11 protein-coding genes and 1 riboswitch are annotated in these 13,195 nt (G+C 70.1%); of the genes, 5 read left to right on the forward strand and 6 right to left on the reverse strand.

The annotated features are described in order from the left end of the window. A partial coding sequence (locus ACNAVT_RS18860; protein WP_416297967.1) for an OmpL47-type beta-barrel domain-containing protein occupies positions 1-741 on the reverse strand: 741 nt, incomplete at its 3' end. Between the two features lie 1,106 nt (positions 742-1,847). Between ACNAVT_RS18860 and ACNAVT_RS18865 the strand changes: the two genes are divergently transcribed. Continuing rightward, entirely contained in the window at positions 1,848-3,884 is a 2,037-nt protein-coding gene (locus ACNAVT_RS18865; protein ID WP_416297969.1) for a M4 family metallopeptidase, read from the forward strand. Between the two features lie 135 nt (positions 3,885-4,019). Here ACNAVT_RS18865 and ACNAVT_RS18870 read toward each other — a convergent pair whose 3' ends face one another. Both ACNAVT_RS18870 and ACNAVT_RS18875 read right to left on the reverse strand, forming a co-directional pair. Then, positions 4,020-4,481: a YbaB/EbfC family nucleoid-associated protein gene (locus ACNAVT_RS18870; RefSeq protein ID WP_416297971.1), complete on the reverse strand. Its 462-nt coding sequence runs from the start codon at positions 4,479-4,481 to the stop codon at positions 4,020-4,022. Between the two features lie 179 nt (positions 4,482-4,660). After that, positions 4,661-5,335, reverse strand: a complete 675-nt coding sequence (locus ACNAVT_RS18875; RefSeq protein WP_416297973.1) for a transglycosylase family protein — start codon at positions 5,333-5,335, stop codon at positions 4,661-4,663. Further along, positions 5,335-5,507, reverse strand: a riboswitch (cyclic di-AMP (ydaO/yuaA leader). (Overlaps the previous gene by 1 nt.) A gap of 275 nt (positions 5,508-5,782) precedes the next feature. Here ACNAVT_RS18875 and ACNAVT_RS18880 point away from each other — a divergent pair. Next, entirely contained in the window at positions 5,783-7,351 is a 1,569-nt protein-coding gene (locus ACNAVT_RS18880) for an LLM class flavin-dependent oxidoreductase (RefSeq protein ID WP_416297975.1), read from the forward strand. A gap of 78 nt (positions 7,352-7,429) precedes the next feature. Here the strand turns inward: ACNAVT_RS18880 and htpG are convergent, their stop codons facing one another. After that, positions 7,430-9,322 (reverse strand): molecular chaperone HtpG, encoded by a 1,893-nt coding sequence (htpG, locus tag ACNAVT_RS18885; RefSeq protein WP_416297977.1) that lies wholly within the window; start codon positions 9,320-9,322, stop codon positions 7,430-7,432. A 133-nt stretch (positions 9,323-9,455) separates the two neighbouring features. Between htpG and ACNAVT_RS18890 the strand changes: the two genes are divergently transcribed. From ACNAVT_RS18890 to ACNAVT_RS18900, 3 genes are read left to right on the forward strand one after another with little or no spacing between them, the layout of a single operon-like run. After that, the gene (locus ACNAVT_RS18890) at positions 9,456-10,184 is read left to right on the forward strand and encodes a FadR/GntR family transcriptional regulator (protein WP_416297979.1); all 729 of its coding nucleotides are present in this window, start codon (positions 9,456-9,458) and stop codon (positions 10,182-10,184) included. Next, complete coding sequence (locus ACNAVT_RS18895; RefSeq protein WP_416297981.1) at positions 10,181-11,008, forward strand: sterol desaturase family protein; 828 nt, start codon at positions 10,181-10,183, stop codon at positions 11,006-11,008. The genes ACNAVT_RS18890 and ACNAVT_RS18895 overlap by 4 nt, the downstream gene beginning before the upstream one ends. Positions 11,009-11,037: 29 nt before the next feature. Beyond that, complete coding sequence (locus tag ACNAVT_RS18900) at positions 11,038-11,649, forward strand: lysoplasmalogenase family protein (protein WP_416297983.1); 612 nt, start codon at positions 11,038-11,040, stop codon at positions 11,647-11,649. A 5-nt stretch (positions 11,650-11,654) separates the two neighbouring features. On the opposite strand, the gene ACNAVT_RS18905 is transcribed toward ACNAVT_RS18900, so the two are convergent. Next, entirely contained in the window at positions 11,655-12,458 is an 804-nt protein-coding gene (locus tag ACNAVT_RS18905) for a DUF4253 domain-containing protein (protein WP_416297985.1), read from the reverse strand. 42 nt (positions 12,459-12,500) lie between these two features. After that, entirely contained in the window at positions 12,501-13,154 is a 654-nt protein-coding gene (locus ACNAVT_RS18910) for a TetR/AcrR family transcriptional regulator (RefSeq protein ID WP_416297987.1), read from the reverse strand. Positions 13,155-13,195: the final 41 nt, after the last annotated feature.

Genomic DNA, 13,195 nt, shown 5'->3' on the forward strand with positions numbered 1-13,195 from the left:
GGTGTTACCCGCCTTGTCCGTGGCCCGGTAACTCACCGTGTGTTGACCCGGCTGGTTCACCGTCACCGGCGCCGAGTAGGTGCCATACGCGCCGCCGTCCAGGGCGTACTCGACCCGCTCCACACCTGAGCCGCTGTCGGTGGCCGACAGGGTGACCGTGGCGCTGCCCACGTACGCCCCAGTGGGGTCCTTCTCCCCGGACACCGTGACGCTGACCGTGGGCGGCGTGGTGTCCGACGAGCCGCTGACCACCAGCAGCCCGGTCATGCCGCCATGGCCTGGGATGGCGCAGAAGTACCGGTAGGTGCCGGGCGAGAGCACCACGTCAACGGTCCACCGGCCCCCGTTGCTGTCCGTCGGATCCGCCAGGATGTTGACGTCGACGTCGCTGTTGTACCTCGGGTCGCCCGTCTCGAACGTGAGGGTGTGCTGCATTCCGGTGGTGTTGCCGGTAGCCCGGCTGTTTTCGAAGACCAGGGTGGCCGGCCCGGCTGTGGCGGTGGTCGGCGCCGACAGGTACGACAGGAAGTTGTCGCCGGCGGTCCAGGTCAGGACCTGGGCTTGCAGTTGCGAGGAGGATCGAGGTCCGGCCGTCGCCGACCGCTCGGTGTCGGTCGGACGCGCGTTCGCCGGGGAGCCGGTCAGGGCGGCGGTCAGCAGCAACGCCATCGTCGCGATGGCCGCCACCGATCTCCGGAGCCGGCTCGCGGAGAGCCGAGCCCGCGGTGTATGTGGGTTCATGGATGCCTCTTTCACGGTCCGGGAACAACCGGGCGGAACGTGCGTGGCCCGTCGGTGTCAGGTGTCGTCAGAGGTGCCGCTGGGGTGCTGCCGACCCGTCGGCCCCTCCCTGGCCGCACGGGATCCCCGGCCGTGGCCACGAAGCCACGGTCGTCCGCAGTGGTGGATTAGCTGCCACGACCTCGACGGCGGGCCGTATTCCGCCGTGGTGCCGGGCACGGTGGTGCCACGGAGCTGGTGTGGGGTGGTCGGGTACGGACATCGGTCGACCCGGTAGCGCGTGCCGCGCGCCCAGTCGCCGTGGTGGCGTTGACCCGGGGTGGCCATCCCTGGCCGGTCGTGGTCTCCGGGCGTGTTGCGCCACCCCGAGGGCCACTGTCGAGAGCTACCGTGCCGGTACTTCATCTCGACGAAACATATTGATGATGCTTGACACTACTAACTTCCCCACAGGGTGTCCATAGCTTTCGTCGACTCCGTGACTACTTTTCTTCGCAGTAGACGAAAGTTGCCGACAGATTCCCACTGTTGCAACCCGACCGCCGGGCGGACGCCCGGCCCGTCCTTCCTGACACCCGCCGCGCTGCATCCACCGCCCACATGCGCTGACCGCCGGGACGGGCGGCACGCTTCGCAGCATCGGTCGAACGGCGGCGATGGCGGCCACTCCGGGTGATCACCGACCGGCTGTTCGGCTCCGCTCGGCGGCCCGCAAGGACCAGGCCCCCTCAACATCTCGACCGAGGGGCGAGTAGGCGCCATCAGCAAACAGCGGTATTAGCCGCGTATCGGGCGAGCATCATCCACTGAAGAAGTCGTTCGCCCTGATCAGGGGCTATAGAAGATCATGGCTACCCGAAGCCGCGGTATCAGTGCGGAGATCGACCGGAGCCGGTTCTCCGCGTCACCCATTGCTCGGCGCCCGGGGCCATGTGATTGTGCTCCAGCGAGTTCGCCGACCCCCGGCGACTCGGACGGTCGATCTGTCGAACCGGGGCCACGCCGGCAGCTCCGGAGACCGACCGTAACCCCGCCTCATCGCTACATCGCGCCTCGCGGCCCCACCGGGCTCCGCGCTGCGCGCCTAGGAACAGGAGCGAACCCCCTTGAAGCTCTCACCCCGCCTCGCCGCGCTCTCAGGCGCGGTCGCGGCCGGCCTGATCGCTGCCGGCACCGCAGCGGCCGTGCAGGCCGCACCGTCCAGTCCCGCCAGCCCCGATGCAGCCCAGGCCCGTGCGCTCGCCGCCAACTCGGCCGGCGCAATGGTCGCCAGCCGGCCGGCCTACCTGCACGCCAGCTCCGACGACGTGTTCGTGCAGAGGGAGGTCATCTCCTCCGAGGGCACCCAGTACGTGCCCTACGAGCGCACCTACAAGGGCCTGCCGGTCGTCGGCGGCGACTTCGTCCTGGCCACCGACGCCTCCGGCCAGATGAAGTACGCCTCCGTCGCCCAGCAGCAGAGCATCGACGGCCTCGCCACCACGCCGAAACTGACCTCGGCCGCCGCCGCGAAGACCGCGCGCGCCCAGCTCAAGAAGGTCAGCACCGTCGAGGGCACCACGCTGGTCGTCTACACGCTCGGCGACAAGCCGACCCTGGCCTGGGAGACCACGGTCCGCGGCACCGACGACGAGGGCCCGAGCCGCCTCACCGTCGACGTCGACGCGCTGACCGGCGCTGTCCTGCGCAAGCAGGAGCACATCGTGCATGGCACCGGCACCGGAGCGTGGAACGGCCCGAGCCCGCTCACGCTCAACACCACGCTGTCGGGCAGCACGTACTCCATGAAGGACCCGAACGTCACCAACCAGAGCTGCCAGGACGCCGCCAACAACACGACGCTCTCCGGTTCCGACGACCTCTGGGGCAACGGCAACGCCACCAACAAGGAGACCGGCTGCGTCGACGCGCTGTTCGCGGCGCAGACCGAACACAAGATGCTGTCGCAGTGGCTCGGCCGCAACGGCGCCAACGGCAGCGGCGGCGCGTGGCCTATCCGGGTGGGCCTGAACGACCAGAACGCCTACTACGACGGCACCCAGGTCCAGATCGGCAAGAACACCGCGGGCCAGTGGATCAGCTCGCTCGACGTGGTCGCCCACGAGATCGGCCACGGCATCGACGACAAGACCCCCGGCGGCATCTCCGGCAGCGGCACCCAGGAGTTCGTCGCCGACACGTTCGGCGCCGCCACCGAGTGGTTCGCCAACGAGCCGTCCACCTACGACGCGCCGGACTTCCTGGTCGGCGAGAAGATCAACCTGGTCGGCAGCGGCCCGATCCGCAACATGTACAACCCGTCGGCGCTGGGCGACCCGAACTGCTACTCCAGCAGCATCCCCAGCACCGAGGTGCACGCCGCGGCCGGCCCCGGCAACCACTGGTTCTACCTGCTGGCCATGGGCAGCAACCCGACCAACGGCCAGCCGACCAGCTCGACCTGCAACGGCAGCAAGGTGACCGGCCTGGGCATCCAGACGGCCATGAAGATCATGTACAACGCGATGCTGATGAAGACGACGGCCTCGTCGTACCTGAAGTACCGCACCTGGACGCTGCAGGCGGCGAAGAACCTCTACCCGACCAGCTGCACCGAGTTCAACACCGTCAAGGCCGCCTGGGACGCGGTCAGCGTGCCGGCGCAGTCGGGTGACCCGACCTGCTCCGGCACCACCAGCCCGCCGCCCACCGGCTCCTGCTCCGGCCAGAAGCTGGCCAACCCGGGCTTCGAGTCCGGCAACGTGAGCTGGACCGCCTCCTCGGGCGTCATCACCAGCTCCACCGGACAGCCAGCGCACGGCGGCTCGTACAAGGCGTGGCTGGACGGCTACGGCACCACCCACACCGACACCCTGTCGCAGTCGGTGACCATCCCGTCCGGTTGCCGGGCGACCCTCACCTTCTGGCTGCACATCGACACCGCGGAGTCGGGCTCCACGGCTTACGACAAGCTGACCGTGAAGGCGGGCGGCACCACCCTGGCCACCTACTCCAACGCCAATGCGGCCTCCGGCTACGTCCAGAAGTCCTTCGACATCTCGTCGCTGGCCGGCACCACCGCCACCATCTCGTTCACCGGCGTGGAGGACGTCACCCTGCAGACCTCCTTCGTCATCGACGACACGGCGGTCAACCTCTCCTGATCACGAACGAAGCGGCCGGCGGTCGTCCTCCCGACGGCCGGCCGCTTCGTCGGCTCAGCCCTGCGTGGCCGGAGGGTTGTCGGTGGACGCGGTGCAGCCTGTGCACCCGGGACCGGCACTCGGCGGGCGACCGCCTCAGGCCAGCCGATCCGCCCGGGTGCCCGCGTCGCCGCTCCGGTTGAGCCGGGCCACCACGTCCTCCATCGCCCGGCTGAAAAGCTCCATCTGCCGCACCGGCTGCTCCTGGAGCCCGCCGAGCCGCGCGGCCAGCGCGTCGACGTCGGCCCGCGCCGAGGCGCTGACCTGGGCGTCGAGGTCGGCGAGGGCCGCGTTGACGGCCACCACGATGTGTTCGCAGACCGTCTCCATCCCCACCCCGGCCAGCTCCGGGTCAACGGCGACGGACTCGAGGCGGCCGCCCTGGGCGACCACGGCGCGGACCCGGCCGCCGGCCGCCGTGCCCATGGCACGGAGCAGGTGTCCCGGGTCGCCATCGAGCTGCTCGGCGGCCCGCGAGCGCATCGAGGACAGCGCCTGCTGGGTCCTGGTGAGCAGCTCGTCGAGGCTCGCGGCCGCGGTGAACGAGTCGTTGGTCATAGCCGCGCTTTCTTCATGTCTTTCCGGAGCACCGTGACCATAGCAACCACTCCCACCCCCACCGCGTGCCCACATGCACCGAAGGGGCCTCGTTCACGGAAAGAGTGGCCACCCAGGCGGGAATGGCCACTCTCTCCGTGAAACAGCGCGGGTCGTGGGGCAGAAGCGTCCCGTGGACGTCAGCGCGTACGCAGCTTCTGACCCGGGAAGATCAGGCCCGGGTCGTCACCGACGACGTCCTTGTTGCGCTCGTACAGCGCGGGCCAGCCACCGGCGACGTCCTGCGCCTCGGCGATCTCGGACAGCGTGTCGCCGCGCTTGACCAGGTAGGTGTCCCCGCCCACGGAGTCCGGCGCGGTACGCCGATGGCTGCGTGTGGCCGGCTGGTCGCTTCGCGACGTCCGGTCCTTTGTGGCCTTCTTCCGCGGCTTGTTCGCCCCGTCCTTGTTCTTCGCCCCGGAGTCCTTGCTCGAGTAGTGCTTCGTCGAGCCGCCCTTCTTGCCGCAGACCGGCCAGGCGCCGATGCCCTGCCCGTCCAGAACCTTCTCGGCGACAGCGATCTGCTCGCTGCGGCTGGCCAGGTCGGCGCGGCTGGCGTACTTCTGCCCGCCGTAGCCGTTCCAGGTGCCCTTCGAGAACTGGAGACCGCCGTAGTAGCCGTTTCCGGTGTTGATGTGCCAGTTGCCGCCGGACTCGCACTGGGCGATGGCGTCCCAGTTCACGCTGTAAGCGCTGGCCGGCGCGGCCGGACCGAGGATGGCGGCGGCACCGGTGGCGGCCCCGACGACGAGCGCCCCGACGGCGACGCGACGCTGGGTGCTCCGTCGGTGACGTGCGACGTGTTCAGTTGCCATGTGGATTTCCTCCACGCCGACGAGGTGAGCTGTCGGGTTCGGGCCGAGGAGCCCGGCCGCACGATGGCGGCTTCACCCCGAGGTGTCGAGCACCGAGGAACGTGTGGGTCCCCCGCTCCCGCCTGAGGTCCAGGTACCGACGGCCGGCGGCGGGATTAGGCGTTACCGGCCCGTGGCGTCCGCGATCGCGAACGGCTACGACGTTAAGGACGATTTCGGACGATCGCCCACTTCTTGTGAAGTTCTTCACCCGGCCGAGCGACGGCGTCGCTGTCCGAGTTGCACGTTCCCGATGGATGCTCTACAAGCCGCGGAACCGCGTCTACGAGCGATCGTCCCTTCCAGAGCAACGCAGAGAATGCGCCCACTCTGCGGTTCGGCGATGAGCCGGGCGTACCGTGGCGAGGTCCGGTGCCGTCGCCGGGCCCTGGTGAGCAGGCGGGGGACATGACCGACCACGGGCACGAGCTGATCTTCGGGGGTTTCGTCACCCCCACCGCAGGCCGACCGGAGCAGGTGGTGGCGCTGGCCAAGCTCTGCGAGCAGGCCGGCCTCGACCTGGTCACCTTCCAGGACCACCCGTACCAGCCGGGTTTCCTGGACACCTGGACGCTGATGTCGTTCGTGGCCGCGGCGACCAGCCGGGTCCGGCTGGCCGGCAACGTGCTGAACCTGCCCCTGCGCCAGCCGGTGGTGCTGGCGCGCAGCGTGGCCAGCCTGGACCTGCTCACCGGCGGCCGGGTCGAGCTGGGGCTCGGGGCCGGAGCGTTCTGGGAGGCGATCGAGGCGGTCGGCGGACGACGGCTCACCGCCGGGCAGGCGGTCGACGCCCTCGACGAGGCGATCCAGGTGATCCGCGAGGTGTGGGACGTCGAGCGGCGCGGCATGGTCCGGGTCGAGGGCGAGCACTACCGGGTGGTCGGGGCGAAGCGTGGACCGGCGCCGGCGCATCCGGTGGGGATCTGGGTGGGCGCGTACAAGCCGCGGATGTTGCGGCTGGTCGGGCGGGCGGCCGACGGCTGGCTGCCATCGCTGGCGTACCTGCCGAAGGGGCCGGCGGAGCTGCCGGAGCTGAACGCGCTGGTCGACGAGGGCGCTGAGGCGGCCGGCCGGGATCCCCGCTCGGTCCGGCGGCTGCTCAACGTCTCCGGCCAGTTCACCCGGTCCTCCTCCGGCTTCCTGGCCGGGCCCCCTGAGCAGTGGGTCGAGGAACTGGCCGGGCTCGCCCTGGACCACGGCATCTCCGCCTTCATCCTCGGCGCCGACGACCCCACCTCGATCCAGCTCTTCGCCCAGGAGGTGGCGCCGTCGGTCCGCGAGCTGGTCGCCGCCGAACGCGCCGCGCCCGGCAGCCGCGCCAGGGCCGTCGAGGAGCAGCGCGAGGTGGTCGAGGCCGGCGGCGCCACCACGCTCGCCGTGACCCCCACCCCCGATCCGGGCGTACGGCTGACCGACCACCAGCTCTGGGACGAGTCCACTCGCCCGGTCGCCCCGCCGGCGCCGGCCGGGCACGTCTACACCCCACACGCGCAGGCCGTCGGCGCGCACCTCGTCGACGTGCACGACCACCTGCGGCAGGAGCTGACCCAGGTTCGCGACCTGCTCGAACAGGTCAAGCGGGGGGTGGTCTCCGCCGGCGCCGCCCGGGCCGTGCTCAACCAGATGACCATGCGCCAGAACAACTGGACGCTGGGCGCGTACTGCGCCGCCTACTGCACCGTGGTCACCCAGCACCACGGGCTGGAGGACAACTCCGTCTTCCCGCACCTGCGACGCTCGGACCCCGGGCTGGTCCCGGTGCTCGACCGCCTCGAGGCGGAGCACGTGGTGATCCACGACGTGGTGGAGGCTGTGGACCGGGCCCTGGTCGACCTGATTCGCAACCCGGGCGACTTCACCGACCTCCAGCAAGCGGTGGACATCCTCACCGACACCCTGCTGTCGCACCTGTCCTACGAGGAGCGCGAGATCGTGGAGCCGCTGGCCCGGCACGGCTTCTACGCCGGGCAGGTCTGACCGCCGACGGGGCGACGACGACAGCCTCCGTCCGCCGCGGCATGACTACCGCGGCGGACGGAAGGGTAGCCGGCGGTCCTACAGCGAGCGGGCCAGCCGGTCGGCGAGGATCCGGGTGAACCGGGACGGGTCGGCCAGTTCGCCGCCCTCTGCGAGCAGCGCCATGCCGTACAGCAGCTCGGCGGTCTCGGTCAGGGCGGTGGCGTCGCCGCCCTGCTCGTGCGCCTTGCGCAGCCCGGTGACCAGGGGGTGGTTCGGGTTGAGTTCGAGGGTCCGCTTGACCTGCGGCACCTCCTGTCCCATCGCCCGGTACATCTTCTCCAGCGTCGGCGTCATGTCGTGCGCGTCACCGACCACGCAGGCCGGCGAGGTGGTGAGCCGCGAGGAGAGCCGGACCTCCTTGACGGTGTCGGCGAGCGCGCCGCTCATCCAGGTGAGCAGGTCGGCGTACTCCTTGCGCTCGGCCTCGGCCTTCTCCTTCTCCTCGTCGGTCTCCAGGTCGACCTGGCCCTTGGCGACCGAGCGGAGGGTCTTCCCGTCGTACGCGCCGACTCGCTCGACCCAGACCTCGTCGACCGGGTCGGTGAGGATCAGCACCTCGTATCCCTTGGCCCGGAACGCCTCCAGGTGCGGGGAGTTCTCGATGGTGGCCCGGGACTCGCCGGTGGCGTAGTAGATCTCCGACTGGCCGTCCTTCATCCGCTCGACGTAGTCGCGCAGGGTGGTCAGCTCGGCCGGGTCGTGGGTCGAGGCGGCCCGGACCAGCTCCAGCAGGGCCTCGGTGTTGTCGGCGTCCTCCAGCAGCCCCTCCTTGACCACCGCGCCGAACTCGGTCCAGAAGGTGCGGTAGGACTCGGCCGTCAGCTCCTTGAGGGTGGCGAGCACCTTCTTGACGAGGCGGCGGCGGACGGCGCCGATCTGCCGGTCCTGCTGGAGGATCTCCCGGGAGATGTTCAGCGACAGGTCGTGCGCGTCCACCACGCCCTTGACGAACCGCAGGTAGTTGGGCATCAGGGCGTCGCAGTCGTCCATGATGAACACCCGCTTGACATAGAGCTGCACGCCGCGGCGGCCCTGCGGGGAGAAGAGGTCGAGCGGGGCGTGTGACGGCAGGAAGAGCAGTGCCTCGTACTCGAAGGTGCCCTCGCCTCGCATGTGGATGGTCTCCAGCGGGTCGGCCCAGTCATGGGCGACGTGCCGGTAGAACTCCTTGTACTCGGCCTCGTCGACCTCGTCGCGGGAGCGGGCCCAGAGCGCCTTCATCGAGTTGAGCGTCTGCCCCTCGCGGGTGGTGGCGCCGTCCTCACCCTGCCGTTCGACGGTCATCCGGATCGGCCAGGCGATGAAGTCGGAGTATCGCTTGACGATCTCCCGGATCGTCCATTCGGCGGTGTAGTCGTGCAGGTTGTCCTCGTCGTCGACGGGCTTGAGGTGCAGGGTGACCGAGGTGCCCTGCGGGGCCTCGTCGACCGACTCCACCGCGTACGTGCCCTCGCCGGTGGACTCCCAGCGGGTGCCGCCGTCCTGCCCGGCACGGCTGGTCAGCAGGGTCACCTTGTCGGCCACCATGAAGGTGGCGTAGAACCCGACGCCGAACTGACCGATCAGCTCCTGGGAGGCGGCGGCGTCCTTCGACTCGCGCAGCTTGCGCAGCAGCTCGGCGGTGCCGGACTTGGCGATGGTGCCGATCAGCCCGACCACCTCGTCACGGGACATGCCGATGCCGTTGTCCCGCACGGTCAGCGTGCGGGCCTCCTTGTCCACCTCGATCTCGATGTGCAGGTCGGAGGTGTCCACCGCGAGGTCCTTGTCGACCAGCGACTCCAGCCGCAGCTTGTCCAGCGCGTCGGACGCGTTCGAGATCAGTTCGCGCAGGAAGACGTCCTTGTTCGAGTAGATCGAGTGGACCATCAGCTGTAGCAGCTGACGGGCCTCGGCCTGGAACTCCAACGTCTCGGCCTGGTCGCTCACACCGACTCCCTTCACTTCACGGGACTTCCGCCGGAAAGGATACGAGGCGTGCCCACTCAGCCACCGGAGGGTGGCTGAGTGGTTCTGGTCCAACCAGTTGACGGGTTGATGTGTCGGGGGCCACACTGCGGCCATGGCCTTCGCTCCCGTACCCCGTGCCTCGGTCTCCGACCACGTGTTCGGCCAGCTCCGCGACGCGATCGTCAGCGGCCGCTACCGGCCGGAGGAGACGCTGCCCGGCGAACGCGAGCTGGCCGCCGCCTTCGCGGTCAACCGGCACGCCGTCCGGGAGGCCCTGCGCCGGCTCCAGCAGCTCGGTCTGGTCCGGGTCAGCCAGGGCGGCGCGACCCGGGTGCTGGACTGGCGGGTGCACGCCGGGCTGGACCTGGCGCTGTCGCTGGCCCGGTCGGGCGACGTACTCCCGGTGGAGACGCTGGTCCGCGACATGCTGGAGATGCGGGCCTGCGTCGGCGTCGACGCAGCCCGGCTCTGCGCCGAACGCGGCGACCCGGCCGTCACCGCCGCGCTGGTCCGGGCCGCCGAGAAGTACGGCACGCTCGCGCCCGACCTGGCCCGAATGGCCGAGGCCAACATCGCGATCTGGCGGCTGATCGTGCTGGGCAGCGGCAACACCGCCTACCTGCTGGCGTTCAACAGCCTGGTGGCCGGCACCTTCGCCGTCGGCGACGTACCGCCGGACGCACGGGCCGCCGAACTGCTCGACGTCGCCGGCCACCGCCGGCTCGCCGCCGCCATCGCGGCCGGCGAGGACAAGGCAGCCGCCCGGCACGCCCAGGCTCTGCTGACCGCCCCGATCGCCACCCCCACCACCGCCGTCCCCCGAAGGGAAGCAAGAGCATGATCCCCGCCGTGCTCTACGCCGTCCCGGCGTTCCTGCTGCTCATCATCATCGAGGCAGTCTCCTACCGGTTCCTCCCCGACGACGACGAACGCGGCTACGAGCTGCGCGACACCACCACCAGCCTCTCCATGGGCCTGGGCAGCCAGATCATCGGCGTGCCGTGGAAGCTGGTCACCGTCGGCCTCTACGCGGCGCTGTGGACGATCGCGCCGGTCCACCTCTCCCCCGGCGACTGGTGGACCTGGGTGCTGCTCTTCTTCGCCGACGACCTGGCCTACTACTGGTTCCACCGGCTGCACCACGAGGTACGCGTGCTCTGGGCCAGCCACGTGGTCCACCACTCCAGCGTCCACTACAACCTCTCCACTGCGCTGCGGCAGAGCTGGACCCCGATGACGTCGCTGCCGTTCTGGCTGCCGCTGGCGCTGCTCGGCATCCCGCCGTGGATGATCTTCCTGCAGCAGTCGATCAGCCTGCTCTACCAGTTCTTCCTGCACACCGAACGGGTCGGCGTGCTGCCCCGGCCGATCGAACTGGTCTTCAACACCCCGTCCCACCACCGGGTCCACCACGGCTCCAACACCGAATACGTGGACCGCAACTACGGCGGCATCCTCATCGTCTGGGACCGGCTCTTCGGCACCTTCGAGCCGGAACGGGCCGCCGTCCGATACGGATTGACCACGAACATCACCACCTACAACCCGCTGCGGGTGGCCACCCACGAGTTCGCCGCGATCTGGGCAGATGCCCGGTCCGCCCGCTCCTGGCCGGACCGCCTCGGCTACGTGTTCGGCCGGCCCGGCTGGCAGCCCGCCCGGTGAGGCGTCCCTGGTTGCCCATTTTCGGGGCGGTGGCTCTGGTTGAACTGGTCGGGGTCGCGCTCGACTCGGCCGCGGTGCAGTGGGCGGCCAAGCCGCTGCTGGCACCGTTGCTGCTGGCGTACCTGTGGGATCGGCGGCGGCGGGTCGATCCGGTGGCGGTCGGGTTGGTCGCCGCGACCGCCGGGGACGTGGCCCTGCTGGTGCCGGGACAGGCCGCGTTCCTGGCCGGCATGGGCTGTTTCCTGGTCACCCAGCTCGCCTTCCTCACCGCGTTCGTCCGGCACCGCCGGCCACCAACTCCGGCGGTGCTGGCGTACGTGGCGCTCTGGGCGGTCGCCAACGCGCTGCTGTGGGGCGCGCTGGGACCGCTGCGGCTGCCGGTGCTCGGCTACAGCCTGGCCCTGTCCCTGATGGCCGCCGCCGCGACCGGGGTGTCCCGGCGGGTTGCCGTCGGCGGCGCGCTGTTCCTCGGCTCCGACCTGCTGATCGGGCTGGGCGCGGCCGGGGTCCAGGCGCCCGGGCACGGCCTGCTCGTGATGGCGACCTACATCGCCGCGCTGCTGCTCATCACCACGGGCTGGGCGGCGGCTCCGGCCATAGCCGACCGCCGCCCGTCGCCGGTGGGGCCTGCCCTGGCTTGAGACGCTCAGTCCCACCAGAACGACCAGTGATCCGCCGGAGCCTGCCGCCGGGCCACGGTGTGCACGTCGCCGAGGATCTGTTCCAGGTCGTCGCAGTAGGACAATTGCTCGACCGCGCAGGTCGCGACGGCGAGCGGGTCGCGCGGCGGGCGGGTGACGGCCAGTTCCAGGTCGTCGAAGCCAGGGTGGTACAGCTCGGCACCCCAGGATTGCTCCCAGTGCCGGAGCACGAAGATGTGGTCCGCGTAGTGCAGGTCAGGGTGCGAGGGGCCGCCAAACCAGTTGTTCATGATCGCCATGAGTCCCGGCACCAGGGCGAGCACCTCGTAGCCGGCCGCCGCCGGCACCAGCAGCACCTCCGTGGGCGCGTCGTAACCCCTGGTCCGACGCCGGATCCCGGGCGGAACCTCCGTGAGCGGGCCGACCGCCTCCGCGACCCGCACCGGGTTGAACTCGGCACGGCATTCCTTCTGCCAGGCCTCCAACTGCGGGTCGTCCGGATCGCCGTGGATAGTCCACTCCAGCTTCGATCGGATGATCAGCGCCATCCGCTCCGCCGGGTCGACGCCGTGGAGGGCCGCCAGCCAATCAGGCCCCTGCTGCTGGCGGCACCAGTTGTACGTCCCCTCGGCCGCACTGCCGGCCGTCCAGCCCAGGACCGGCCACAGACCCGTACGAGGATGCTCGGCCCGCAACGCCCGCCAGACCCGGTCGTGCTGGCCCGCCGGAAAGGTCCCACTGAGCAGCGGCACACCGGCCGCCGTCTCGGCATGCTCGATCCCGTCCAGCGCACGAAGCAGCGTCTTCACACGGAGGAGAGTACGAAAGCGGCACCCCGAACCGGCATCGAGTTATCCCGACCGAACCTCACGATCGCGCCGCCGCATCGGCAACTCGCCGGGCTGTTCGGTGAGGTCGACTCCCGTGAGATCGGCAAGGTACGCGTCGAGCTGCGCGACAATCTCCTCGGTGGTGAGGTGACCGGCGAGGCCATGCACGGTGAGCCCGTCGACGACCGCGTGCATGCGGCGGGCCAGCGTCTCGGCGTCCCACCCGGTCTGCGCGAGGGCGTTGCGCTCGGCGAGGCCTTGGACGAGCTGCCGGCACAGCTCGTACATGTCAGTGAAGTGGCGGCGCTGAACCCGGGCGAGCTCGGGGTCGCCCAGGCCGAGGGCGAGAAAGGCGAAGGCGATCGAGTCCTCGGTGCGGCGTGTCTCGTCGACCGGCATGGTCTCCAACAGAATCGCGCGGACGGCCTGGACCGGGTCGTCACCGTGCCGTAATGCCTTGATCCGCTCGGTCACCTGCTCGATGACCTCCTCGCAGGCAAAGGCGAGCAGTTCGGCGCGGGTGGAGAAGTAGTGGCGCAGCGCGCCGGAGGACCACCCCGACGCGGCAGCCACTGATCGGATGGAAATCCCGTCCACGCCGTCACGGGCGATGACCTGCCAGACGGCGGCGGCCAGCTCGCGGCGGCGTTGGTCGTGGTCGACGATCTTCGGCACTTGATGATTCTCGCACGGTCGTGTTAAGAAAGAAATGACAC

Source organism: Micromonospora sp. SL4-19, assembly GCF_047921475.1.
In the GTDB taxonomy this organism is placed as follows: Bacteria; Actinomycetota; Actinomycetes; order Mycobacteriales; family Micromonosporaceae; genus Micromonospora.

Bases quoted from the DNA above. Each gene is read 5' to 3' on its own strand.
- ACNAVT_RS18870 (WP_416297971.1), bottom strand. From the start codon at position 4,481: ATGACCAACGACTCGTTCACCGCGGCCGCGAGCCTCGACGAGCTGCTC.
- ACNAVT_RS18875 (WP_416297973.1), bottom strand. From the start codon at position 5,335: ATGGCAACTGAACACGTCGCACGTCACCGACGGAGCACCCAGCGTCGC.
- ACNAVT_RS18880 (WP_416297975.1), top strand. From the start codon at position 5,783: ATGACCGACCACGGGCACGAGCTGATCTTCGGGGGTTTCGTCACCCCC.
- ACNAVT_RS18890 (WP_416297979.1), top strand. From the start codon at position 9,456: ATGGCCTTCGCTCCCGTACCCCGTGCCTCGGTCTCCGACCACGTGTTC.
- ACNAVT_RS18895 (WP_416297981.1), top strand. From the start codon at position 10,181: ATGATCCCCGCCGTGCTCTACGCCGTCCCGGCGTTCCTGCTGCTCATC.